The organism is Halorubrum sp. Boch-26 (assembly GCF_029889805.1).
Classification (GTDB): Archaea; Halobacteriota; Halobacteria; order Halobacteriales; family Haloferacaceae; genus Halorubrum.
Genome location: NZ_JARANT010000005.1, coordinates 1 through 24,894, shown reverse-complemented (window position 1 = coordinate 24,894; position 24,894 = coordinate 1). Strand labels below are relative to the sequence as shown.

The 24,894-nt window shown below is 68.0% G+C and carries 23 protein-coding genes and 1 pseudogene; 12 read left to right on the top strand and 12 right to left on the bottom strand.

Features of this window, described 5'->3' with window-relative positions; translation table 11 throughout:
* Nucleotides 1-2 precede the first annotated feature (2 nt).
* The 7 genes from OQF71_RS01380 to OQF71_RS01350 all read left to right on the top strand — a co-directional run bounded on the left by OQF71_RS01380 (nt 3) and on the right by OQF71_RS01350 (nt 10,222).
* Entirely contained in the window at nt 3-791 is a 789-nt protein-coding gene (locus OQF71_RS01380; protein ID WP_280585297.1) for a mechanosensitive ion channel domain-containing protein, read from the top strand.
* A gap of 120 nt (nt 792-911) precedes the next feature.
* Nucleotides 912-1,577 (top strand): GNAT family N-acetyltransferase, encoded by a 666-nt coding sequence (locus tag OQF71_RS01375; protein ID WP_280585295.1) that lies wholly within the window; start codon nt 912-914, stop codon nt 1,575-1,577.
* A 21-nt stretch (nt 1,578-1,598) separates the two neighbouring features.
* Entirely contained in the window at nt 1,599-2,201 is a 603-nt protein-coding gene (locus tag OQF71_RS01370; RefSeq protein ID WP_280585338.1) for a methyl-accepting chemotaxis protein, read from the top strand.
* 352 nt (nt 2,202-2,553) lie between these two features.
* Nucleotides 2,554-5,460, top strand: a complete 2,907-nt coding sequence (locus tag OQF71_RS01365; protein WP_280585293.1) for a PAS domain S-box protein — start codon at nt 2,554-2,556, stop codon at nt 5,458-5,460.
* Between the two features lie 99 nt (nt 5,461-5,559).
* Complete coding sequence (locus OQF71_RS01360) at nt 5,560-8,007, top strand: DEAD/DEAH box helicase (protein WP_280585292.1); 2,448 nt, start codon at nt 5,560-5,562, stop codon at nt 8,005-8,007.
* A 37-nt stretch (nt 8,008-8,044) separates the two neighbouring features.
* Nucleotides 8,045-8,491 carry a phosphate-starvation-inducible PsiE family protein gene (locus tag OQF71_RS01355; protein ID WP_280585290.1) on the top strand — a complete coding sequence of 149 codons (447 nt, stop codon included), beginning with the start codon at nt 8,045-8,047 and terminating at the stop codon, nt 8,489-8,491.
* A gap of 159 nt (nt 8,492-8,650) precedes the next feature.
* Nucleotides 8,651-10,222: a deoxyribodipyrimidine photo-lyase gene (locus OQF71_RS01350; RefSeq protein ID WP_280585288.1), complete on the top strand. Its 1,572-nt coding sequence runs from the start codon at nt 8,651-8,653 to the stop codon at nt 10,220-10,222.
* A 367-nt stretch (nt 10,223-10,589) separates the two neighbouring features.
* Here OQF71_RS01350 and mvaD read toward each other — a convergent pair whose 3' ends face one another.
* Entirely contained in the window at nt 10,590-11,588 is a 999-nt protein-coding gene (gene mvaD, locus OQF71_RS01345; RefSeq protein WP_280585286.1) for a phosphomevalonate decarboxylase MvaD, read from the bottom strand.
* A gap of 100 nt (nt 11,589-11,688) precedes the next feature.
* The gene (locus tag OQF71_RS01340) at nt 11,689-12,054 is read right to left on the bottom strand and encodes a hypothetical protein (protein WP_280585285.1); all 366 of its coding nucleotides are present in this window, start codon (nt 12,052-12,054) and stop codon (nt 11,689-11,691) included.
* Between the two features lie 278 nt (nt 12,055-12,332).
* Here OQF71_RS01340 and OQF71_RS01335 point away from each other — a divergent pair, with 278 nt between their 5' ends.
* Nucleotides 12,333-12,677: a 2Fe-2S iron-sulfur cluster-binding protein gene (locus OQF71_RS01335; protein WP_280585284.1), complete on the top strand. Its 345-nt coding sequence runs from the start codon at nt 12,333-12,335 to the stop codon at nt 12,675-12,677.
* A gap of 34 nt (nt 12,678-12,711) precedes the next feature.
* On the opposite strand, the gene OQF71_RS01330 is transcribed toward OQF71_RS01335, so the two are convergent.
* Nucleotides 12,712-13,032, bottom strand: coding sequence for an ASCH domain-containing protein (locus tag OQF71_RS01330; RefSeq protein ID WP_280585283.1), 321 nt, complete (start codon nt 13,030-13,032; stop codon nt 12,712-12,714).
* Nucleotides 13,033-13,219: 187 nt separating this feature from the next.
* On the opposite strand from OQF71_RS01330, the gene pyrB reads away from it, so the two are divergent.
* From pyrB to OQF71_RS01315, 3 genes are all read left to right on the top strand, one after another.
* Nucleotides 13,220-14,161: an aspartate carbamoyltransferase gene (pyrB, locus tag OQF71_RS01325; RefSeq protein WP_280585281.1), complete on the top strand. Its 942-nt coding sequence runs from the start codon at nt 13,220-13,222 to the stop codon at nt 14,159-14,161.
* On the top strand, nt 14,158-14,616 hold the full coding sequence (gene pyrI / locus OQF71_RS01320) for an aspartate carbamoyltransferase regulatory subunit (protein ID WP_050026268.1): 459 nt from the start codon (nt 14,158-14,160) through the stop codon (nt 14,614-14,616). Before pyrB ends, pyrI begins: the two co-directional genes overlap by 4 nt.
* 282 nt (nt 14,617-14,898) lie before the next feature.
* Nucleotides 14,899-15,759, top strand: a complete 861-nt coding sequence (locus tag OQF71_RS01315; RefSeq protein ID WP_280585277.1) for a hypothetical protein — start codon at nt 14,899-14,901, stop codon at nt 15,757-15,759.
* A gap of 261 nt (nt 15,760-16,020) precedes the next feature.
* Here the strand turns inward: OQF71_RS01315 and OQF71_RS01310 are convergent, their stop codons facing one another.
* From OQF71_RS01310 to OQF71_RS01280, 7 genes are all read right to left on the bottom strand, one after another.
* A complete protein-coding gene (locus tag OQF71_RS01310) occupies nt 16,021-16,764 on the bottom strand; it encodes a ThuA domain-containing protein (protein WP_280585276.1) in 744 nt (247 codons plus the stop codon).
* Between the two features lie 420 nt (nt 16,765-17,184).
* Nucleotides 17,185-17,637, bottom strand: a complete 453-nt coding sequence (locus OQF71_RS01305; RefSeq protein ID WP_280585275.1) for a DUF5804 family protein — start codon at nt 17,635-17,637, stop codon at nt 17,185-17,187.
* Nucleotides 17,638-17,718: 81 nt separating this feature from the next.
* Nucleotides 17,719-18,921: a methionine adenosyltransferase gene (locus OQF71_RS01300; protein ID WP_280585274.1), complete on the bottom strand. Its 1,203-nt coding sequence runs from the start codon at nt 18,919-18,921 to the stop codon at nt 17,719-17,721.
* Nucleotides 18,922-19,126: 205 nt separating this feature from the next.
* Nucleotides 19,127-20,248: a pyridoxal phosphate-dependent aminotransferase gene (locus OQF71_RS01295; RefSeq protein ID WP_280585273.1), complete on the bottom strand. Its 1,122-nt coding sequence runs from the start codon at nt 20,246-20,248 to the stop codon at nt 19,127-19,129.
* 60 nt (nt 20,249-20,308) lie between these two features.
* Nucleotides 20,309-21,382, bottom strand: coding sequence for a DUF5821 family protein (locus OQF71_RS01290; RefSeq protein WP_280585272.1), 1,074 nt, complete (start codon nt 21,380-21,382; stop codon nt 20,309-20,311).
* A gap of 41 nt (nt 21,383-21,423) precedes the next feature.
* Entirely contained in the window at nt 21,424-22,164 is a 741-nt protein-coding gene (locus tag OQF71_RS01285; protein ID WP_280585271.1) for a tRNA (adenine-N1)-methyltransferase, read from the bottom strand.
* A gap of 10 nt (nt 22,165-22,174) precedes the next feature.
* On the bottom strand, nt 22,175-22,570 hold the full coding sequence (locus OQF71_RS01280; RefSeq protein ID WP_280585270.1) for a nascent polypeptide-associated complex protein: 396 nt from the start codon (nt 22,568-22,570) through the stop codon (nt 22,175-22,177).
* Nucleotides 22,571-22,736: 166 nt separating this feature from the next.
* Here OQF71_RS01280 and OQF71_RS01275 point away from each other — a divergent pair, with 166 nt between their 5' ends.
* Entirely contained in the window at nt 22,737-23,519 is a 783-nt protein-coding gene (locus OQF71_RS01275) for a creatininase family protein (RefSeq protein ID WP_280585269.1), read from the top strand.
* An 8-nt stretch (nt 23,520-23,527) separates the two neighbouring features.
* Here the strand turns inward: OQF71_RS01275 and OQF71_RS01270 are convergent, their stop codons facing one another.
* Nucleotides 23,528-24,232: a 6-hydroxymethylpterin diphosphokinase MptE-like protein gene (locus tag OQF71_RS01270; protein ID WP_280585268.1), complete on the bottom strand. Its 705-nt coding sequence runs from the start codon at nt 24,230-24,232 to the stop codon at nt 23,528-23,530.
* A 201-nt stretch (nt 24,233-24,433) separates the two neighbouring features.
* Nucleotides 24,434-24,894, bottom strand: a pseudogene (locus OQF71_RS01265) (dihydropteroate synthase); the annotation flags it as partial.

The window sequence follows — 24,894 nt, the reverse complement described above, 5'->3', positions numbered from 1 at the left end:
CCATGCTCGCGGTACCGAACGCGCTCAGGGAGTTCGTGGTGAGGGTCCCAGAGCGGCTGTGGCTCGCCCTGTTCGTGCTCGTCCTCGGCCTGATCGCGGCGTATCTCGTCGGGGTCGTCAACCGGCGGCTGCTGACCAGAGCCGGCGTGCCCGAGGCGATCGAGGGAACCGCCTTCGAGCGCACCGCCCGGGAGTTCGACACGTCGACCGTGCGAATCCTCGCACAGCTGTCCAGCTACTTCATCGTCGCCGTCGCGGTCATCGTCGCCCTGACCGTCGCCGAAGTCAACTACCTCGACCGGTTCTGGTCGTCGGTCGCCTCCTTCCTCCCGCGCCTGTTCATCGCCGCCGTCGTGATGATCGTCGGCGTCGTCGTCGGCGACAAGGCGGAGCTGCTCGTCGCCGAGCGGCTCCGCGGGATCAAGCTGCCCGAACTCGGCGTGTTACCCCCGATCGTGAAATACAGCGTCGTGTACGTCGCCGCGCTGGTCGCGCTCGGACAGGTCGGCGTGCAGACGCTCGCGTTGGTCGTGTTGCTCGCGGCGTACGCGTTCGCGGTCGTGCTGTTCGCCGCGCTGGCGACGAAGGACCTCGTCGCCAGCGCGGCCGCCGGGGTGTTCCTCCTCCTCCGGCAGCCCTACGGCATCGGCGACGAGGTGAAGGTCGCCGGGGAGCGCGGCATCGTCCAAGAGGTCGACCTGTTCGTCACGCATATCGAGGCCGGCGGGGAGGACCACGTGATCCCGAACCACTCGGTGTTCCGCGACGGAATCGTCCTGATCCGGGAGTGACGTTCGACGCGGGCTCCGTCCGTTCCGTCTCCCCTCTCGGCCCGCTCCGATCGCTCGACCGTTCCCACGCTGTGGGAGCAGCTATCACAGTATAACCCGCGCGGAGACGTATGGACGACCATGAGCCACGACGACACCGACGCCGTCGCCTGCGACGGATGGGACGGGAGCGAGTGTGAGGGCACGGTCCACTGCCCGCCGCGGTGTCCGCGGTTCGTCGACAAGGAGGGTGCCCGGTGGACGATTCGGCCGGCCGTCAGGGAGGACGCCGCACCGCTCGCCGAGATGTACGAGGGGTTCGAGACCGCGGATCGCGCGCAGGGCCTTCCCCCGGTGACGCGGAACCGTCGGGCGGAGTGGATCGAGTCGATGCTGCGGGAGGGGAGCAACGTGGTCGCCGAGCGGGACGGCGAGCTGTTCGGCCACGCGATGTACACGCCGACCGACGCGGACCGCCCGGAGCTCGCGGTGTTCGTCCACCCGACGATGCAGGGGCGCGGCGTCGGGACCGAGCTCTGCCGCCACGTGATCGCCGACGCCGCCGCCGCGGGCCGCGACGGGCTCGAACTCCACGTCGAGAGCGGGAATCGCATCGCGCGCCGAGTGTACCGAACGGTCGGGTTCGAGCTCGTCGACCGTCGCGGCGACCTCCGGATGGAGCTCGACCTCGACGACCCGATCGCGACCGAGGTGCGCTGGCCGCCGCTGGCGCGCCTCGGGCCGTCCGAGCCGGAAACGGAGGAGCCGCCCGTCGCCGCTCGTTCCCGCCCGCCCGCCGACGACTGACCGGGGCCATTTTCCGGACCGATTTCGGTTCTCGAGGATGTCAAGACGGCCGCTGACGAGGCCAGTAACGACGTCGAACAGCTCGATGATAGGATCGAACAGATCGACGAGATCGTCTCCGTCATCAACGACATCGCGGACCAGACGAATCTGTTGGCGCTCAACGCGTCGATCGAAGCCGCCCGAGCCGGTGAAGCCGGCTCCGGATTCGCCGTCGTCGCCGACGAAGTCAAGGCGCTCGCAGAGGACTCACAGGAACAGGCTCGACGAATCGAGGAGATGATCGACGAGATCCAACGGGAAACGGCAGCCACGGTCGAGAGCCTCACGTCGGCGACCGCCCAGATCGACGACGGCGTCGATCGCGTCGAAGCCGCGATGGCCAACCTCGACGATATCGTCGAGGCGGTCGCAGAGACGTCCGAAGGGATCGCAGAGGTGGCCAATGCAGCCGATGATCAGGCGGCAAGCACCGAAGAAGTCGCAAGCATCCTCTCGGAAGCAACGGACCAAGCCGAGGAGGTGCGGGACCAGGTGAAAGATGTCGTCGCCTCGAACGAGCGGCAAGCAGAATCCGTCAACGAAATCCAGCGGACTATCGAGAAGTTGGTGGACGACGAATGACCGGTTCGGCAATCGGTGACAGGTCAGCGCACCGCCGCTCCGGCGTCGCTGTCGCGCATACGCCGCCGTCAGTCCACTCTCCATCCAGACATCGGTCCCACCTGAATGACCGGCACGCCAATCGATCACGGGGAGCGAACGCGGAGCGGTCAGCAACCGAAGCGACACTCCAGAGCGATCTGTCCAGTGTGTCGTTCGACGTCTCGGATCAGGACGAATACGTGTCCCAACTGACTTACTGGGCGGGAAGTACCCAACCCACTGAGAGGTTGGCACACACTTTTTGACGCATCTCTCGACTAACGTAGTATGACGGCGATCATCACCGAAGCGAATAACCAGTAACTCGCCCATGGCAAGCTCAGACCCCAACGGTCTAAACCGCAATCGGCACGACGCACTGTCACGGGTCGCAGATGACGTACTCGCGTTCGATGATGAGCATCGGTGCACGTACGCCGACGACGGAGCCGCTCAACTTCTCGATTCTGACCCCGAAGCCCTCCTTGACACGTCCATCTGGGACGCGTTTCCCGAGTCGTGGGGATCCGCGGCACGAAACGCCGTCGAGCAGGCGATCGAGACTGGTCGGCCAACGAGTTTCGAGCGGTACAACCGAGAGCGAGACGGGCGGTACGAGATCCGGATCTATCCCGACGAGACGGGGGTCACGGTCTGTATCTGCGAGACAACGAAACTAACGGAGGGAGAGCGGGATCTGAATCGAGCGGAGACGGTGTTTCAGAACGCACAGGACGGGTTGTTCGTCATCGACGTCGAAGACGACGGCGAGACGTTCCGTATGAATCGAGTCAACCGAGCCTACGAGTCGCTCACCGAGGCGTCGATCGACGATCTTCGGGGTAAAACGGTTCGTGAGATCGCGGGCGAGACTGACGGCGCGATTGTCCGTGAGAAGTACCGGAAGTGTGTGGCCGATCGAACGGAACAGACGTACGAGGAGCAGATATCGATTTTCGGCCACGAGTCGTGGTGGGAAACGAGCATCGCCCCCGTTATCGTCGAGGATGAAGTCGTGCAACTCGTCGGATCCACGCGCAAAATAACCCAACGGAAGGAACGCGAAAAACAGTTGCGCAAGTTTGAGCAGATGGTAACTGCAAGCGGTCACGCGGTCTTTTTCACCGATGTAGATGGCGTGATCCAGTACGTGAATCCGGCGTTCGAGCGAATGACTGGCTACACGAGCGCGGCTGCGGTCGGGCGACAGCCGAGTTTCCTCCGCTCCGGAGAACACGACGACGAGTTCTTCACCGAACTCTGGGAGACGATCCTGAACGGGGAGGTTTGGACCGGCGAGATCGTCAACGAACGGCGTGACGGGACACAGTTCGTCTCAAAACACACCATCGCCCCCGTGACGAACGACGCGGGTGACGTGACGAACTTCGTGGCGATCTACGACGACATCACCGATCAGAAAGAGCGCGAACAACGCCTCCGGACGCAGGAGGTCATCATCCAATCGATGAACGAAGTGGCGTTCCTCGTGGATGAAGAAAAACGGATCCAGTTTGCCAACGAGGCGGCACAGGAGTTTGCGGATATCTCGTTGTCGGCGATCAAGGGGATGCCGATCGAACCGGTCACCGAGGAGATGGCTGCTCCCAATTCCGATCCACGGCGGTTTCTGGACGCGCTCGACGCGATCTTGGAGGGAACCACGCCGGACGTCGGCGAATGGGTGCAAAGCCCCTCCGGAACGGAAACGTTGAGCCTCGAGTTCGATCTCTCCCTCGACTCTGTCGGATACGTTAACGCCGAACAGCGGTTCGTTCCGGTCGAACTCTACGACGGATCGCGCGGTGTTGCGATCATTTCCAGAGACATCACGGAACGGAAACAGAAAGAAGAGGAGATCCAGACGCATCTCGTCCAAGCACAGGAGATCGGGAACGTCGGGAGTTGGCATCTCGATCTCGAAACCGAGGATCTCCACTGGTCGGAGGAGGCGTATCGGATCTTCGGGATCGGACGAGAACAGCCGATGACGTACCAGCGGTTCCTGGACGCGGTCCACCCTGCCGATACGGAATTGGTTACTGAAGAGTGGGCTGCAGCGTTGGAGGGTGAGACGTATGACTTCGAACACCGCATCGTCGTAGACGGCGAAACCAAGTGGGTCCACGAGCGGGCGGAGGTCGAATTCGACGATGACGGCGAGGCTATCAGCGGTATCGGCGTCGTGCGAGACATCACCGAGCAAGTTGAGCGCGAACGCGAGATAAACGGACAGCGACGGCGGTACGTGTCGCTGTTTAACAGCATTCGCGATCCGATCGCGGTGACGGACACGGACGGCCGGGTTACGAACTGTAATCCCGGATTTACCGAGCGGTTCGGGTACGAACTTGACGATATCAAAGGAGCACCTCTGCGGCGGCTCCTCGCAGACGTCGGCGATGAAACCGCCTTGCTGGAAGTGGGCAATGACAACGTGGAACCGCTCGATAGCAAACTGGAGGTCGAGTATCGAACGAAGTGCGGAGACGAGTTTCCCGGCGAGTCAACCGTCTCCCGATTCCGCGATCACGAGGGAACTGTCGTCGGTGTCGTGAATCACATCCGTGACATCTCGGAGCGCCGGAAGAACCGGCAACAGATACAGGTCGTCGACCGCATCCTCAGGCACAATATCAGAAACTCGATGAACGTCCTCATGGGCCGGGCGGAGATGGTCCAAGCAAATGGTTCGACCGAGATTCAGCCGGACATCGACACGATCCTTGAGGTCAGCCGAAAGTTCGTCGACACGGCGGAGAAACAACGGAAGATAACCTCGGTGCTCACTGACCCACCCGAGATCGCCTCCCGCGACGTCGTGTCGACGGTGGAATCTATCGTTGCCGAAATTGCAGACCTCTATCCGGCGGCCGAGGTGGACGCGACACTCCCTGCCGAGTTCCAGGTTAGAGCGACGTACGACATCGACGAAGCACTCGGAGAGTTGATCCGGAACGCGGTGGTGCACTCGGAGGCGGAGCATCCGACCGTTACCGTCGATGTTCGACACAACGACGGAAGCGCAGAGATCCGGGTAATCGATACGGGCCCCGAGATCCCGGAAATGGAATCGAACATCCTGACACAACAGGCGGAGATCGAACCCTTATACCACGGGAGCGGGCTCGGACTCTGGCTCGTCCACGAGATCGTTCGCCAGTCGGACGGCCGCGTGGCCCTCGAAAAGAACGATTCTGAGGGGAGTACCGTCGCGGTTTTTCTCCCGACCGTCTAACCCGTACTCTCCAGCGGAGCATGTCGAACCGAGACAGTTCGTCACGGGCTCCCACGACCACAACCGTTAGGCCCGGTCGCTCCTCACGGATCGGTAGCCGTGGAGGACGCCATCGAGTGGCTGCGGAACCGACCGTTCTACGAGGGACAAATCGCGGAGCACCGCCGCCTCCCCGCCCGCGAGCCGGCGTACGGCGACGTCGACCTCACACCGCGGATGGCCGACGCGCTGGCGAAACAGGGGATCGACCGACTGTATCGCCATCAGGCCGACGCGATCGAGGCGGTCCGCGACGGCGACGACGTCGTCCTCGCCACCGAGACAGCGAGCGGGAAGTCGCTCGCGTACACCGTCCCCGCCTTCGAGGCCGCGATGGACCACGGGGGACGGACGCTGTACATCGGCCCCCAGAACGCCCTGATCGCCGATCAGGAGGCGAGTCTGAGCGACCTCGCTCACGGACTCGGCTTCGGCAGCGGCGTCACGGTCGACTCGTACACCGGCCGGCTCTCTCGGAGCGAGAAACGCGACGTACGTGACCGCGAGCCGACGGTGCTGCTGTCGAATCCGGACATGCTTCACTACGCGCTGCTCCCGTACGCCGGGCGCCTGTGGGAGTGGTTCTTCTCGTCGCTGGAGTACGTCGTCATCGACGAGGTCCACAGCTACCGCGGCGTGTTCGGCTCGCAGGTCGCCATGACGATGCGCCGGCTCGCGCGGACCTGCGAGCGGTTCGGGTCCGACCCGCGGTTCGTCTGCTGTTCGGCCACGATCAACAATCCCGTCGAGCACGTCGCGAGCGTGACCGGCCGCGACCCCTCAGGTATCGCCCTCGTCGACGAGGACGCGTCGGGGAGGGGACCCCGCGACTGGGTGCTGTGGAATCCACCCGAGTACGACGACGACTGGCAGGAGCGCGGGAGCGGCCGCCGGAAGTCGAGCCACACCGAGACCAAACGGCTCTTCTGTGACCTCGTGACCGGCGGCGCGCAGACGCTGGCGTTCACGCGGGCGCGCCAGACCGCGGAGCAGTACGCGACCGACAGCGCGAGCGACCTCCGAGAGCGCGGGGAGCGCGAGCTCGCGGGGAAGGTCGGCGCGTACCAAGCCGCCCTGACGAACGAGCGTCGGCGGGAGATAGAGGCCGACCTCCACGCCGGCGAGCTGCGGGGCGTCTGGTCGACGAGCGCCCTGGAGCTCGGCGTCGACGTCGGTGGACTCGACGCCGTCATCTTGGACGGCTACCCCGGCACGCGGATGTCGGCGTACCAGCGCGCGGGACGCGCGGGTCGCGGCGACGACCCCGCGCTCGTGGTGATGGTCGGCGGCGAGGACCAGCTCGACCAGTACCTCATGCGCAACCCGACCGACTTCTTCGAGGCGCCGTCGGAGGACGCGATCTGCGACCCCGAGAACGGCCAGCTGCTTCCGGGGCACGTCGCTTGCGCGGCGGACGAGAGCTGGCTCTCGCCGGTGGACGAGCGCTTCTTGGGCGAGACGTTTCCGAGCGTCGTCGCCGACCTGACCGACGAGGGCGTCCTCGACAGGCGGGAGACCGCCGACGGGCTGCGATGGACCCACGCCGGCTCGTCGAGCCCGCAGCAGTCCGTGAGCCTCCGGACGGTCGGGGACCGCGAGGTCGACCTGATCGACTCGTCGCGGAACGAGACGGTCGCCTCGCTCGGGTTCGCGGACGCGCTCCGCGACGCTCATCCCGGCGCGATATACCACCAGCAGGGGCGCACCTACGAGGTGACCGAACTGGACCTCGACCGCGACGTCGCCGAACTGCAGTCCTCGTGGGCCGACTACTACACCCAGCCGCTCACCGAGAAGGACATCGTCGTGAACGAGGACCTCGCGGCGCGGGAGCTGTCGGCGCGCCCGGACGTCCCCGTCAGATTCGCCGACGTGACGGTCACGGAGCGGATTACGGGATTCGTCCGGAAGGACGCCAAAACCGGCGAGTCGCTCGGGGAGGCGGCGCTGGACCTCCCGGAGACGACGCTGCGGACGAAGGCCCTCTACTTCCCGGTTCCAGCCGACCTGGAGTCGGAGATTCGCGCGCTCGGGAGCCGCGCTGGGGGCGGCGGCGCAGAGGACACGGCCGACGCCGACGATGCCGAAAAGGTGACCGACGGCGGAGAGGGGACTACCGAGGGCGGGGAGAGCGAAAGTTCGCTCGGCGGCGAGTACGCCTTCAACGGCGGGATCCACGCCGCCGAACACGGGATCATCTCGCTGTTCCCGTTCCACCTGCTCTGTGACCGCGCCGACGTGGGGGGAATCTCGACGCCGTACCACCCCCACACCGACGCGCCCGCGGTGTTCGTCTACGACGGCTACCCGGGCGGCGTCGGGCTCACGCGACGCGGTCACGAGCGGATCGAGGAGCTGATGGCCCGGACCGCGCGGCTCATCGACGGCTGCGACTGCGAGGGCGGCTGCCCGGCGTGCGTCCAGTCGCCGCACTGCGGCAACGCAAACGACCCCTTGGCGAAGGCGCCGGCGGTCCACCTGCTGGAGGCGTTGACCCCCGACGAGTAGGCGCAAGCGACTTGGCGCCGCCGCCTCCAATCGAGGTATGGCCTTCGACCTCGAAGACGCGACGAAGCCGGCCGCGGTGTCGATGGAATGGCTGGTGCTCGGGGCCGCGTACTTCCTCCTCCTGCTGTTCCTCATCGGCGTCTTCGACCTGTTCTTATCGCTGTATCAGCTCCTCGTCGCCGGGAACTTCACCGACCCGAACGAGGTGGTCGGCCTCCTCGACAGCGTGCTCCTCCTATTGGTCATCGTCGAGGTCCACCGGACGCTGTTGGCGTACGCCAAGGGCGAACCCGTGCTCCGGATCGTCGTCAGCGCGTCGATCATCGCCGTCGCCCGGCGGGCGATCAGCTTCCGGCTGGAGGATTACGACACGGGCCAGGAGACGGTCCTCGCGGCGATCGCGATCGCGGTGTTGGTGCTCGCGCTCACGCTCGGGTACTTCCTGCTCGATCGGGTGGATATCCCCGACCGCCCGGAGCTGTAACGCGGCGGTCGACGCTCGACCCCCGATGCTCGACGATCGGCCCTTGACACTTGACATCTGACCCTCGGCGCCGACGACCTCCCGGGAGACGGGGGTCGCGCTCCGCGACCGAGCGACGGCCGCCGGTGGTTTCACGGTGATCGCACCCGTGGCGATCCCATGGAACTGTTCTGGCACCGACGGGACCTCAGAGTCGCCGACAACGTCGGGCTGGCCGCCGCCGCCGACAGGGGCGAGGTCGCCGGCGTCTTCGTCTTCGACGACGACGTGCTCGCGCACGCCAGCGACGTGCGAGTGCGTCGCCTGCTCGACGGGATGGCGGCGCTGCGAGACGACTACCGCGATCGCGACAGCGACCTCCTCATCGCCCGCGGCGACCCGGAGACCGCGCTCCCCGAACTGGCCGCGAGCCTCGACGCCGACCGCGTCGTCTGGAACCGCGACTACTCGGGGCTCGCGAGCGAGCGCGACGCGGCGGTCCGCAAGGCGCTCAACGAGGCCGGGATCGAGCGCGAGGCGCACCACGACGCGGTGTTGCACACCCCGGACTCGATCCGCACGAACGCCGGCGACCCGTACTCGGTGTACACCTACTACTGGCGGAAGTGGACCGACCGCGAGACCGACCCGCCGGCGCCGACCCCGGAATCGGACGACCTCGTCGACGCCGACGCGCTGGCGGCGGCGGTGGGTGGTGACGGCGGCGCCCTCGCTGACGGCGGCCGGCAGGGGGACACCCGCTCCGACGGCGGCGTCGAGACCGGCCGCGTCGCCGTCGGCGACCTCCCGTCGCCCGCGGAGTTGGGCTTCGCGGAGCCTGATACCGATATCGGTCCCGCAGGGACGGCGGCCGCCCGCGAGCGGCTCGACGCGTTCCTCTCGGAGGCGGTGTTCTCGTACGACGCCGAGCGAGACTACCCCGCCCGCGGGTCGACATCTCGAATGTCGGCGTTTTTGAAGTACGGCGAGATCGGGGTGCGCGAGGCCTACGAGGCGACGGAACGGGCGATGGCCGCGGCGGAGGAGCGGGCCGCAGCGGGCGACGGGGCAGCGGGCGAAGACGACGATGGGGGTGACGGCGACGACAACGGCCCGGTCGCCGCGGTCGAAGAGTACCAGCAGCAGCTGGCGTGGCGGGAGTTCTACACGCAGGTGCTGTACCACAACCCCGAGGTGGTGTCGGAGAACTACAAGGTGTACGAGGAGGGTATCGAGTGGCGCGACGACCCCGATGAGATCGCGGCGTGGAAGCGCGGGGAGACGGGGTATCCCATCGTCGACGCCGGGATGCGCCAGCTGCGCGAGGAGGCGTTCATGCACAACCGCGTTCGGATGATCGTCGCCTCCTTCCTCACGAAGGACCTGCTCGCCGACTGGCGCCACGGCTACGACCACTTCCGGGAGAAGCTCGCCGACCACGACACCGCCAACGACAACGGCGGGTGGCAGTGGGCAGCCTCCACCGGGACCGACGCGCAGCCCTACTTCCGCATCTTCAACCCGATGACGCAGGGGGAGCGCTACGACCCCGACGCGGAGTACATAAAAGAATACGTGCCGGAGCTACGGGGGGTCGATGCCGACCTGATCCACGAGTGGCACGAGCTGTCGCCCACCCAGCGCGCGAACGCGGCGCCTGAGTATCCGTCGCCGATCGTCGACCACTCCGAGCGCCGCGAGGAGGCCCTCGCGATGTACAAGCGGGCGCGGGGCGAGGATCCGGACGAGTAATTGAACGGTGTCGGCGTGCGCGTCGGGACCGTGGCGGCGAACACCGCCAAAGCCCACTGCGCCCGTTTTTTAAACGGCTGATTGAGGATCGGCGGTGAAGGCCTTCAAAGCCCCAGTCGCGAGGACTCGGGTGACTCGCTGCGCTCCTCGTCACTCGCGTTGCTCGTTCCTGCGGTGCTTTCGTCGTCAGGCTTCGTCCTCACGGCTGCCCCTTTGCGTCCCGCCCGCCCGCAACAGCACCGCACCTCACGGCCTCCCCAGCCTCGTCGGTCGCCCATCGCCTCGCTCGGGCGACCGACTCCCTCGCGCGTGCGATTCGCGCCCTTCGGGCGCTCATCGGCACGCGCCACCGCACTGCGGCTTCTATTTAAAACAGCGCCTCGCTCTCGTCGAGGACGCGCGCCGGGCCGCCGACCGCCCAGACGTCGGTGTCGATGCCGACCTCGGCGATTCGACTCTCGACTTCCTCGGCGTGGTCGGCCAGCGTGTTCACGTACACCGAGGCGCCGGTGTCCGTCGAGAAGTAGACGGGGACGCCGTCCTCTCGGAGTTCGCGGACCGCGTTGAAGACGGCGATCGTCTCGGGCTGCCAGTACACCCACCCCGCGGGTCCGGTCATGGTGGTGGCCGTCAGCGAGAGCGAGTCGTGCTCGGCGGTCCCGAAGATCCGGTCGAAGTCGCCCTCGCGGAGCGCGTCGGTCATCTCGACCAGTTGGTCCTGGACGTGGGCGGTCCGCGCCTGCATCATGTGGCTCGCGGCGGCCTCGCGGTGGGCCTCTTCCGTCTCCTTGTACGCGGGAACGTGTGCGGCGACGATCCGGAGGTCCTCCTCGGGGTCGAAGCCGTCCTCGCTCACGCCCACGTCGAGTCGGTGCGAGCGGCAGTCCTCGTCGTTGAGACCGGCGTCGAGACGGGAGTACGCGCCCGTCACGGAGCGGGCCGCGGAGGAGGAGCCGCGGCGGGCGATCGTAGAGACCTCGGGGAGCGAGAGGTCGAGACCGGCGGCCTCGACGAGCGCGAGCGCGGCGGCCGCGAACCCGGACGACGAGGAGCCGAAGCCGATGTTCGACGGGAAGGAGTTCTCGCTCTCCAGCCGGACCGCGGCGTCGGTCCCGGCGCGCTCGCGGACGTGGTCGACGACCATGTCGATGCGCTCCTCGGCGCGCCCGTCGACTTCCTCACCGCCGATGACGTACGTGTCCTCGCTCGCGTCGGGCTGCCACTCGACCGTCGTCGTCGTCGCGGTCGGCGCGGTACAGAGGCTGATGCTGTCGTGGTACGGGAGCCGGAGCTCCGGGTCGCGCATTCCGTGGTACTTGACGAGCCCCTGAATCGGGTGGGCTCGCGCGGTGGCCTTCTCGGTCATACCTCGGGAAGCGTCCGGCGGGGGATTAGTCGTTGCGATGCACAGAATAGAGCGGGACGGTCCAGACGGGCGTCTGACTCGACCCCGACGATGCTGCCGGTCAGTTCGCTGCTGTCGCCGAGGCGTCGGCAGGTCCGAACCGCGCGCTCAGATAGAGGTACCCCAACACGAGTATCAGGACGACTTGAGTGGCCTTATCGACGTAATCGACGACGCCGTATTCCGACTTGGCCACGAGCCAGATCGGGATCTGGACGGCCGTGTACGGTACCCCGATCAAGTACAGCAGTCGCCGCCGATAGCCGACGAAGAACAACGCGAGCGCGCCGGCGTAGCCGAAGCCCGCGAGCGCAACGGGGATCCGACCCTCGATGACGCCAGCGTACACGTGGAGAACGCCGGTAATAACGACCAACGAAACCGCCAGCCACTGGAGCCGGCTGAGTGACTCTCGTTCGTCTGTCACTGTGTCTTGCATACTTGTGACAATATAGCATTATACTAGACGACGTATAAGGCCTGTTGTTGGAACGTAATTCACTTATTTAGAGCCATATAGGCCTCAATTATGCCGTTCAACTACTAGATGGCGTCGGTATCACAGTGAGCGATATTGTTGTTCTATCACACGGCATTTCTGTTCGATCGGTCTACGGGTCTCTCTCCCGCTTCTATCTTCCGTCCCCGCGACGACGACGCGATCGAGGGGAACCCTTTTTTATTGGTCGGCTGGTACTCCGCGCCATGACCGAGTACGCCGTCGAGTTCGTCGGCACCGGCGAGACGATCGAGGTGGCCGACACGGAGACGATCCTCAGCTCCTGCATCGAGGAGGGGATCGCCCAGGAGTACTCCTGCCGCGTCGGGATGTGCCTCGCCTGCTCCGCCGAGATCGTCGAGGGCGAGGTGACCCAGCCGGCGGCCCGCGGGCTCACCGACGAGGAGGCCGAGGAGTACGCGCTCACCTGCATGGCGCGCCCGCAGTCCGACCTGAAACTGGACCGCGGGAAGTACCCGCCGAGCATCGAAGACGACGCGGCGACCGACGGGCGCGGCGCGGACGACAGCGCGACCGCGGACGACGACTGAGCCGTCTCGGTCTCGCTCTTCTCTCTCAGACTCCCTATTCGTCGACGCGCTCGAACTGGTGCCGCACCACGTCGGCGTCGTCGTCCCAGTCGAAGTTCCCGCCGTGCGCGCGGACCATCCGCTCTTTGTACGCCTCCAGCGACGGCGACCCCTCCCGCTTCGCGTCGGCGTCGGTCATGTCGCCGAGTGTGCGCTCGGCGACCTCGGTGAGCTCGAAGGACACCCCGTCGATCTCGAACGTGTCGCCCGCATGGCCGTACTGATTCCCGCGGTGGAGCTGCGTCACGTCGCCGTCGAGCGCCGCCTGCTTCACGCGGTCGTTCGGAAGCAGGTCGGCCGGATCGCTCTCGCTCATAGGGCGTGGTTAGGTACGGATCGTTTTATAAGTGCGGCCGCCAGTCGCGGGGACGTGGACCGTGCGAACGCACACCGCGTTCTGCGAATCTCGAAGCCGTTGCTCGCATCGATCCCCACGGACGTGAACACCTTCGTTGGTGGCCAAGCCGAGGGATTCAAGACCGTGCCAACCCCCTTCTCCGACGATGCGTCAGGACCACCTCATCACCGCGACGCAGCTCTCGCGGGATGACATCGAGGCGGTGCTCGACCGGGCCCGGGCGGTCGCCGACGACCCCGCCGCCTACGCGGACCGGCACGCCGGGCGCGTGCTCGCGCTCTGTTTCTTCGAGCCGAGCACGCGCACCCGGATGAGCTTCGACAGCGCGGCCAAACGCCTCGGCATGAACACCGTCGGCATGGGCGACGTCGACTCCTCGTCCGTGTCGAAGGGGGAGTCGCTCTCGGACACCGTCCGCGTCATCGAGGGCTACGCGGACGCGCTCGTCCTCAGACACCCGAGCGAGGGCGCCGCGACGCTGGCTGCCGAGAACGTCTCCGTCCCCGTCGTCAACGCGGGCGATGGCGCCGGACAACACCCCTCACAGACCCTCCTCGACCTCCACACGATCCGAGAGAACCACGGGCTCGACGACCTCACCGTCGGAATCATGGGCGACCTGAAGTACGGCCGCACGGTTCACTCGCTGGCCGCGGCGCTCACGAACTTCGACGCCAACCAGCACTTCATCAGTCCGGAGTCGCTGCGGCTTCCGCGGTCGGTCCGGTTCGACCTCCACGAAACCGGCGCACAGATGCGCGAGCACACCGATTTAGAGGACGTGATCGGCGAACTCGACGTGTTATACGTCACCCGGATCCAGAAGGAGCGGTTCCCCGACGAGAACGAGTATCACCGCGTCGCCGGCGAGTATCGGATCGACGCCGAGACGCTCGAAGACGCGTCCGAGGACCTCACCGTGATGCATCCGCTCCCGCGCGTCGACGAGATCGCGCCCGATGTCGACGAGACCGACCACGCCCGCTACTTCGAGCAGGCGCACAACGGAATCCCGGTACGGATGGCGCTGCTCGACACGCTCATGGAGAACGCCGAGGCCGCCGAGGGCATGGAGGTGGACCGATGAGCGAGCACGAGCTCCGCGTCTCGAAGATCCGCGACGGCACCGTGATCGACCACGTCGAGGGCGGGCAGGCGCTCAACGTGCTCGCGATTTTGGGTATCGACGGCTCCGAGGGATTCGGCGTCTCCGTCGGAATGAACGTCCCCTCTGACCGTCTCGGCCGGAAGGACATCGTGAAAGTCGAGGAGCGGGAGCTCTCGCAGTCCGAGGTCGACGTGCTCTCGCTCATCGCGCCCGAGGCGACGATCAACATCGTCCGCGACTTCGAGGTCGTCGAGAAGAACCGGGTGACGCGTCCCGACTCGGTGACCGGCGTGCTCTCGTGTCCGAACCGGAACTGCATCACGAACGCCGACGAACCCGTCGATACCCGGTTCGACGTCGTCGCCGACGGCGTCCGCTGCGACTACTGCTCGACCATCCTGCGCGCCGACATCGCCGACCACATCGACGTGTGAGGCCCGCGGAGTCGCCCGGTTCATCCCTGACCGCCTCCGCGATGCGTCCGACGCTCCGGTAGGTTTTAGCGCCCGCCGCCCGAGATGTCTGACATGAGCAAGAAAGTGAAGCTCGTCCTGGTCCTGTCGCTCGTCGCGCTCGCGTACTTCATGTTCGCCGGCGACAAGGAGCCGGTGACCGTCGAGTAGCGACCGACTCCGGACTGAGCCGTATCGATCCCCGACCGTCTCCCTGCGGGCGGATGCCCGCAGTTTTTATTCGTCACTCGCGTAGCGACGGGTATGTACGGGGTCGTCACGCGCAACGCCGACGAGGTCGAGATGGAGCCGTTCGACCTCGGCTTCTACGAGGTGAAAGACGTCACGGGGCGCGCGGCCGAGCCGCTCCCGAACGCGGTGAACATGGTGTCGTGTTTCGGGGACAACGCCGCGGCGGCCGAGAACCCCGACCTCGTCCCCGTCGACGAGCGCGGCGAGCCGGCGACCCGCGACCGCGACTACTTCGACTGGGCGTACATCTGCCCGACCCACCCGGAGTACCGGGCGGGGCTCTCGGAGATAATCGAGGACTGCGCCGCCGAGAGCGACGACGTGCGCCTCGACGACGTGGGGTTCCCGCGCGAGGGGTTCTGTCGGTGTGACCGCTGCGAGCGGCTGTTCGCCGAGAGCGACCGCGAGCGGTGGAGCGACTGGCGCGCCGACGTCATCACCGAGTTCGTCGCCGACGCCGCCGAGCTGGTCCCCGGCCGCCTGCTGCTCACGCTGTATCCCGACCCGTATCCGGGCCACCTCCGGGCGCGCGCCGGGCTCGACCTCGACCGGCTCTCGGAGCACGTCGACGAGTTCGTCGTCCCCCTGTACGACACCGAGTACGCGACGACCTACTGGCTGGAGACCATCGCCCGCGGCTTCCGGACGCGGCTCGGCGGCGACTACGACGTCCACGGCGCGCCGCCGGAGACGCCGTTCTCACTGGAGCTGTACGCGGTCGACGTCGCCGTCGACGACCTGATCCACGCGACCGAGGTCGCAGAGACGTACGCGAAGGACGTCTTCTTCGGCTACGACGCCAACAACGCGGCCGCCGCGCTCCGCCGGAAGGACGCCGACGGACGCGACGGCGAGGTCCACCGCCCCGACTGACGGGAGCCGCCGGTCTCGCCCCGCCGGTCCGCCCTCCCCGTCCCCACGAACGAGGGTTTATATACCGCCGCGGCCGACGGCTACTCGACCGGCCGCCGGCGTGCGACACACCGGTCGTCTCGCGTTCGCGCGAGGCGGTCGCCTTTCAACGTCCGCGCCGTAGCGGCGGTCGCCCTACAGTCGTGAGCCGCCGGCTCGGCGCGTCACGTGCGGGCGGCCGCCGTCGATATTGATTCTGCCGACGACCTCGCTCGCGCCCGGTCAGTGAACCGTCCGGTCGTCGCTCGTGTCTATCTCTTCGATCGGGTCGGCGTTGCCGAACTCAGGCGTTGGGCCGTCGCCCGGTTCCGCCCAGCCGACCGCGTTGCGGAGCACCCGCCGGACGTCGTCGTTGTAGTACACCGGGTACGTCTCGTGGCCCGGGCGGAAGTAGAACACCTTCCCGTTGCCGCGGCGGTAACAGCAGCCGGAGCGGAACGTCTCGCCGCCGGCGAACCAGGAGTTGAACACGAGCGTGTCCGGGGCGGGAATATCGAACCGCTCGCCGTACATCTCCGCCTCCTCGACCTCGATGTACTCGCCGATCCCGTCGGCGATCGGGTGGCCCGGTTCGATCGTCCACAGCCGCTCCGTCTCGGCGGCCTCGCGCCACTTCAGCGAGCAGCTCGTGCCCATGAGCTTCTTGAAAACCTTCGAGTAGTGCGCGGAGTGGAGCACCAAGAGCCCCATCCCGTCGAGCACGCGCTCGCGGACTCGGTCGACGACCTCGTCGCGCACCTCGTCGTGGGCGGCGTGGCCCCACCAGGTGAGCACGTCGGTGTCGGCCAAGACCTCCTCGGTGAGCCCGTGCTCCGGCCCCTCGTCGAGCGTGGCGGTGCGGACCTCGTGGCCCGCTTCCTCGAACACCTCCGCGAGGACCGCGTGGATCCCGTCGGGGTAGAGGTCGGCGACGACGTCGCTCTCGCGCTCGTGGCGGTACTCGTTCCAGACCGTGACGCGTGCCATACGCGCCTTGCGCTCCGAACCGACTTGTAGGATCGTGTCCGGAGCGAAAACGATCGATGCGGCGGCGCGCGCCTCCGAGCGGCCGTTTTTAAACGGCCGCGAGGAGCGCGTGCGAGGGAGTCGCGAGCGCTGTGGGCGACCGAAGGGAGCCCCGAGCGAGCGACGAGGCTGGGGAGGCGTGAGGTGCGGTCGCGGTGCAGGGTGGGATTCTAAGGGGCAGCCGCGAGGGCGAAGCACGCTGCAGCAAGCACCACAGGGAGCGAACGAAGTGAGCGACCGAGGAGCGCAGCAAAGCGCGCGAGCCGTCGCGGCTGGGGCTTTGAAAGTATTCTCTGTCGATCAGTAGCTACCAATATATAAGTAGACAGTAGTCGCCCGGACAGCAGTCATTGATACATGACATAAATCTCCGACTCCCGCTTACCCCGAGAATTCCGACTCGCTCACCCGGACGATAACCGTCTCCTCCACGTCGCGGAGGTCGTACTCGGGCGTCTCGCCCTGTTTCCGCCGGACGTACAGCGGCTCGACCGGGCGGCCGTCAACGAGGCCGAACAGCTTCAGGCGCTGGTCGGTCTCCTCTGGCGGGACCGCGCCGTCGCGCACCTCCCGGGCGAGGTCCCGGGAGAGCCACTCGTCGGTCGAGACCGACGGCTCGCGGACGAGCGCCTCGTCGACGAAGCGCACGAGGTACCAGTTGAGGTCGTTTAAAAGGGACACCGCGGCGCCGAGGCTCACCGTGTCGACGGCGAGGCTGTTCGCGAACGGCTCCTCGATGTCGTACGTCGCGAGCGCGTCGCGGGCGGTCTCCCGCGACAGCAGCTCGTAGGTGAGGTTGACGTCCGGATCGCCGAGGAGACACACCCGCGTCACGGCTGATCGGATTCGCCCGCTCCTCAAATCGGTTGCGGTCGTCGGGGCGTCGACGCGGCTCGCGGACCCCTCGCCGTCGGTTCAGAACGTCGAGACGTCGCCGTTAATGACGCTGCGGGTCACGTCGGTGACGTCGGCCAGCTCGCGGTCGACGATCTCGAGGACTTCCGGCTCGATATCGCCGATCGCCACGCCCTCCTCGGTGACGAGCTGCGCGTCCGCGACGTGCGGCTCGTCGATCGGCCGGCCGATCTGCGAGAGCAGGCGGACCTGCAGGTCGCGGATCCCGTCGACCTCGTCGGTGACCGACTCGGCGATCCGCGTCGACAGGAGGTTGTATATCTTCCCGATGTGGTTGACGGGGTTCTTCCCGGAGGTCGCCTCCATCGACATCGGTCGATTCGGCGTGATGAGCCCGTTCGCGCGGTTCCCGCGCCCGACCGAGCCGTCGTCGCCCTGCTCGGCCGAGGTGCCGGTGACGGTGAGGTACACCGACCCCTCGTCGTAGTCGTCGGCGGTGTTGACGTCGACGTGGACCTCGCGGTCGGTGTGGTCCTCGGCGAGGCCGGTGACGAACTCGCGCACGTCCTCGACCGCGTCGTCGTACGCCTCGATCCCGTCGACGTAGGCGTCGACCATCGCGGCCGCGACGGTGATGTCGATCCGGTCGCCCTCGCGTTTGCCCATGATCTTCACGTCGGGGCCCAGCTCGGGGTGATCGTCGTGGTACCGGCCGTTGAGCGCGCGCTCGGCCTCGCGAACGATCGTCTCCGTCTCCGTGAGCGGCGCGTGGCCGACGCCGAAGGAGGTGTCGTTCGCCATCGGCACCTGCTGGGTCTCCTCGCCGAAGACGTCTTGCAGGTCGCCGGAGCCCTCGCCGAGCTTGGCGTCGACGACGACGTCGGTGCCGTACTCCAGCTCCGGGATCGCCTCGCTGAGGTAGTCGCGGGCGGCCGCCAGCGCGGTCGAGTCGACCGGGAGCTGCTCGCCCTCGTACTCCTTCGTCGCGCGGCCGACGATGAGCACGTAGATCGGCTCGACGACCTCGCCGCCGCCGTAGGCTGGCGCGGCGCGCCCGGCGACGAGCTGGGTCTCGTCGGTGTTGTAGTGGAGCACCTTCCCGACGCGGTCCAAGTAGAGCTGCGAGAGCGCCCGCGACACCGACTCGGCGATACCGTCGCAGATCGAATCAGGGTGTCCGATACCCTTCCGCTCGACGATCTCGACCTCCTGGTCCTCGACGGCCCGCCGGTCGAGGCGGCTGACCTGAATGTTCCGGTCCATTACATCCCGGTACTCCGTCGGTCGCAGTATAACTTGCGGAAACCTCCTGAGCGCTGGTAATGCTCATAGGTTATAGGTTGGCAGAAGTTGACGCTACTCTGCGGTCGACCGCGCGACCGCCCGCTCGTCTTACCGGTCGCCCTCTCGCTCGTCTATCGGTCGCCCCCTCGCTCGCCTTACCGGTCATCCCTATGACCGTCCGCGCTTAGCGGACGGTCTCGTACGCCTCGCCCATCACGTCCAGCGCCTCGCGGAGCTCGCTCTCGTCGGTCGCGTACGAGATGCGCGCGTGGCCCCGCCCGTGCTCGCCGAACGCCTCGCCCGGGACGACGATCACGCCGCGGTCGAGACACTCGTCGACGAACCCCTCGGGGACCCGCGGCATCGCGTAGAAGGCGCCCTGCGGCGTGGGGCAGTCGAGGCCGATCTCGTCGAGGCTGTCGAGGACGAGGTCCCGACGACGCTCGAAGGAGGCGGTCATCTCGTCGACGATCCCGCGGTCGCCGCGCAGGGCGCCCTCGGCCGCGTACTGGGCCGGGGCCGACGCGCAGGCCTGCGCGTACTGGTGGACGCGCAGCATGCGCTCAACGCGGTCGTCGGAGCCGTACACCCAGCCGAGCCGCCAGCCCGTCATCGAGAACAGCTTCGAGGCGGAGTTGACGACGACGACGCTGTCCGTCTCCGCGAACTCCATCGGCGAGTAGTGCTCGCCGTCGAAGACGGTGTACTCGTACACCTCGTCGGAGATGCAGAGGGCGTCGTGCTCGTCCGCGATCCGCGCGAACTCCCGCACGTCGGCCTCGGAGGAGACGGCGCCGGTGGGGTTGCCGGGCGAGTTCACCACGAACGCCGCGGTGTCGTCAGTGATGGCGTCCTCGATCGCGGCCGGGTCGATCGTGAGGTCGTCGCGCAGCGGGGCGGGGACGGGTTCGCCGCCCGCCAGCTTCGTCAGCGCGTCGTACGAGACGAACCCCGGGTCCGGGATCACGACCTCGTCGCCCTCGCTCACGTGCGCCTCCATCGCGACGTGGAGCGCCTCGCTCCCGCCCGCGGTGGCGATCACGTTTCCGGGGTCCAGGTCGATCCCTTGGTCAGCGCGGTGTTTCTCCGCGATCGCCTCCCGAAGCGACCGTATCCCCTTGTTCTCGGTATAGGCGTCCGCCTTCCCGTCCTCGATCGCGTCGATCGCAGCTTGTCTCGCGTGCGCCGGCGTCGGGAAGTCGGGCTGCCCGAGCCCGAGGTTGATCGCGTCGTCGCCGGCCGCCTCGAACACCTCGCGGATCCCGCTGATGGAGATCCGCTCGACCCTGTCGGAGAAGTTCGGCATACCCGTTCGGGGGCGCCGCCGGGAGTTAGTTCTTGTCACGTCGGCGCTTCTGTTCGGGGGTCACCGCTTCCGGTCCCACACCGGTCGACGGCCTCCGCCGCCGGGGCCCCGCCGGAGCCTCCCGTCCTCGTCGACCGGGAGCGCGAACCGCCCGCGGAGCACGCTGAGCATCTCGGTCGGCGTGGCCCGGAGGAGCGCCTCGTCGACCGCCCTGAGCCGGAACTTGGGCCGACCCGGCCCCATCGGGACTTTGATCGACTCGATCAGCTCCCGCTCCACGAGCGCGCGTCGGTCGGCCGTGAGCTCCTGACCGGGAGCGACGGCGACGCGGTCGGCGGCGGGAGCGACCTCACCGTCGCTCCCCTCGCCGTCGACCCACCGCCTGAGATCCCGGAACAGGTGGTCGTGGCGGGCGGCCAGCGCGACCAGCAGAGTCTGATCGGTGACCGTCCCGGTCCGTCCGACCGCCCCGTAGTCGAGCCCGTCGAGGATCGCTGCGAGGTCGCCGGCGAACCGGTCGTCGAGGGTCTCGCTCGCCGCCCTCAGTAAGCGGTCACGCGACGGCATCCCGAGGGTCGCGGGCGTCGCCGCCTCGAACCGCGCCGCCGCCGCGCGGAGCGTCGCGGCGGCGGTCGCGTCCCCCGTCTCCGAGACGAGCGTTCGGTCCGCACGCGGCCCCGCGACGGCGTCGACACGGTCCCGCGTCGCGAACACGAGCGAGCGAGCCGCGGGATCGGCGCCCGAGTCGTCGGCGGGCGCATCGTCCGACGCGTCGCCCGCGACCGTCCGGAGCGCTATCGTCCCCTCCGCGACCGCCTCGGCGACGGCGGTGCCGAGGGAAAACGCTCGTCCGAGCGCATCGACGGCGTCAGGCCGACAGGCGATCCGCCACGGCGCGCCGTCGGTCGTTCGCTCCCGAGCCGAGAGGACCGGCGGAAGGAGTCCGAGCGGGACGCCGACCGCGACGACGCCGGACCGCCCCGCGAGCGCCGACTCCAGCGCGTCGGCGAGCGCCTCGCCGTACTCGTCGATCGCGACGGAGACCTCGGAGGGTTCGGTCGGGAGATCGCCGATCTCGCCGTCGTCGTCGGGGTCGTCCCTGTCAGCGCTGTCCTCGCCCGTCGGGGGAGCCATACGCTCAGTGGCGGCGGAACCGGAAAGAACGTTGCGCCGGCTCAGGGGGCCCGCGCGAAGACGAGGTACCCGGTGTGGCCGACGCCCGCGGTGGAGGGGCGGGAGCCGCGGTCGGAGAAGTCCATCTCGCGCTGGATCGTCTCCAGCGTCTCGATCCCGCCGAGCCCCGCCTCGCGGGCGGCGAAAACGGCCTCGCGGGTGCCCTCGACGAACGGAGAGTAGACGGCGAGACAGCCGCCGGGGACGAGCAGTTCGTCGGCGCGCTCGACGGCGGCCGGCGCGTCGCCGGTGTCGAGCGTGACGGCGTCGAACGGCTCCTCCTCGGCGAGCGCGTCCAGCTCCTCGGTGAGGTCGCCGGTCCGGACCTCGACGCGGTCGGAAACGCCCGCGGTCGTCATGTTGGCGCGGGCGACGTCGGCGAACTCGGCGTCGACCTCGTAGGTGGTCACGTCGGCGCCGGCCCGGCCGAGGTAGGCGGCGAGGATCCCCGTTCCGGTACCGGCGTCGAGGACGCGGTCGCCGCCTGACGCGCCGGTGTGACCCATCACGAGCCCAACGTCGCGGGGCATCATCGGCGCGCCGGTGCGTTCGAGGTGGTTGAAGAGATCCGGTCCGCGGAGCTCGCGGACTGCGAAGGCGGTGCCGAGGTGCGTCTCGACCGTGTCGCCGCCCGCGACGTCCTCGGGGACCTCAAGGACGCCGAGGTCGGTGCCGAACTCCTCGCCGGGCTCCAGCAGGTACTCCCGGTCCTCGTGAACCAGCAGATACGCGGCGTCCGTCACGCCGAATCAGTCACTCCAGCTCCGCGATCGCGGCAGCGAGGTCGCCGTCGTTGTCTTCGAGGGCCTCGCGAGCCGTCGACTGCGGGACGCCGGCGCGCTCCGCGACCAGCGCCACGTCCTCGTCCGGGATGCCAGCGTCGTCGCTGTCACCGTCCTCATCCGGCGCGGTCTCGACCGCCGAGGGACCGCCGGCGCCCGCGTCGGCGACCTCCTCGGGGGAGCCGACGATCTGGTAGGTCTCCTGGCCCTGCGCGTCCATCTTGGTGACTTGGGCGCCGTCGAAGACGAGGTCGCCGTCGGCCGTCTCGATGACGACTCGCTCGGCGTCGAGCTCCTCGACGTCGATCCCCATCTGTTTCATCATCTGTTTCATCTTCCGCGGGTTCATGCCGCCTCCTCCGAACATACGAGCGAGTTCGGCCGGACGACACAAAAAGGGTGGCGACACGGGACGACGCCCTCGTCGGCCGGCGGACGGAGGCCGTCGCGACGGGCGCCGCGGGGGGCGCGCACGAGACGGCGAACGGCGCCGGGACGGCTGGGTTCATACGTGCCGAACCCCACCTGCGGGTATGTATCTCGCCGACCAGACGTGGCCGGAGCTCGGGGCGAAGCTGTCTGACGAGTCCGTCGCGCTCGTCCCGCTCGGCTCCACTGAGCAGCACGGCCCGCACCTCCCGCTGGCGACCGACCACCTCATCGCCGATGCGCTCGCGAGCGCGGCCGCCGAGGAGACCGGCGTCGTCCGCACGCCGACGATACACGTCGGCGTCAGCCCCCACCACCGGCAGTTTCCGGGGACGATGTGGGTCGACGCCCCGGAGTTCCGGGACTACGTCGAGGGGTTCACCCGGAACCTCGCGTACCACGGGGTCGACCGCGTCGTCTACGTGAACGCCCACGGCGGCAACGTCCAGCACCTCCGCGAGGTCGGGCGGCGGCTCCACGAGGGCGGGACGACGTACGCCTTGGAGTGGATGTGGGACGAGTCGATCCCGGAGCTCGTCGACGAGCTGTTCGAGCATAACGGCCCGCACGCGGGACCGAAAGAGACCGCGATGATCACCCACATCGCCCCCGAGCTCGTCCGGGAAGATCAGTTCGAGAACGCCCGCGACGACGGGCTGGTCCACCTCGACGAGTCCGACGCGATGGTCCACGGCGCCCGGACCTTCTACGACTCCGTCGACAACTCCGCGAACGGCGCCTTCGGCGACCCGACCGACGTGACCCCGGAGAAGGCCGAGCGGTTGTTCGAGGCGGCGACCGATCAGCTCGTCCAGCTGGTGGAGTGGCTGGAGGCGCGCGACCGCGAAGAGCTGTTGCCGAAAGAGCGCGTGGAGTCGGCACCCTAACCGTCGCCTTAGTCGCTGTCGGACAAAATCAGATCGAGCGCCGCGTCGGCCTCCGCCCGCCGGCCGTCGAGCACTCCGAACCGCTCGCCGCGACGGCGTTCGAGCCACCGCAGCAGCCGGGCGGCCCAGTCGAGTTTTCTGGCCTTCATCGGGTTCACATTCGGGTCGTCGAACTCCCACCCCGGAAAGACCAACCGGCCGGCGCCGACCTGGTCCGCGAGGAAGGCGGCGCGGTCGCCGTCGGTGAACCCGCCGGGGTTGACGACCGGGCCAGTCGGCGCCGCCTGCGTCGTCGCCAGCGTCCACTCGTCGGCGAACCGCGGGAGCCACTCGCGGACGGCGGGGACGTTGTCGCCGTGGGCGTGAGCCGCGACCGGCACGCCCTCGCGGGTCAGCGCGGCCGCGGTCTCCGGGTTCTTATCGAGGTCGGTCACCATGCAGTCGACAGCGACGCCGCGGTCGCGGAGGACGTCGACGGCGGTGGAGGCGGCGACGACGACGTCGGAGTCGCGGGCGAGGTCGATATCGTCAGCGAGACGCGGCGCGGCGCCCGCGACCGCGACGGTCGCGCCGCGCCAATCGCCGAGCCGGTCGAGCGGGAACGGAGTCGCCAGTCCGGCGGCGACGGCCCGGGCGCGTTCGTCGGCGGCCCGATCGAAGCCGAAATCCGCGAGGATCGCCTCGTACATCGGCTCGAACGTCGGAAAATTCACGGAATCGCCTCCGCGATCGCCGTCTCGCCCCCCGAGTTCGCTGCGTCGACGGCGCGGTTCCGCCCTCCCGCGGGCGGCCGACAGCACCGCCGCTGGCGGGTTCGAATATGGTATGGACCGGAGTGGCATAGAGTACCCCTACCCGCATGCCCCTCCGGCGTCCGGTCGATCGGTTGTCTGTACGACGGCATAAACTTTCTCTTACCTCAAGCCCGCGTCTATCGTTTCGAGCGCGGCGTCGAGCGGGGCGGAAACGCCCGAAACCGCGTCTGTGAGGGCCGAACGGCCGGCAGGCGTACAGACTAAGAGCCCGACGGAACCGGTCTCGTCGGCGCCGGGCGCGCCGCCGTCGGTCGCGGAGGGCGGGTTCGCGGCTTCCGCCGCCGCTCCCGCGAGGGCGAACGCCGCGCCATGGACGCCGTCCGCCCCCGCGGTCGCGGCGCGGAGCGCGCCGACCGCCGGTTCCGGGAGGTCCGTGAGTTCGTACGTGTGCACGGCCGCGCTCCCGGCGACGTCGCGGTCGGCGTCGAGCCGAGCGAGATGGCGCTCGGCCTCGCGCGCGGTCGTCACGTCGAGTTCCTCGACGGCGACGTCGCCCGGATCGCGGCCCGATCGAGAGCAGACGCGGGCGAAAAGGGGGCCGGCGAGCGCCGCGGCGCGCG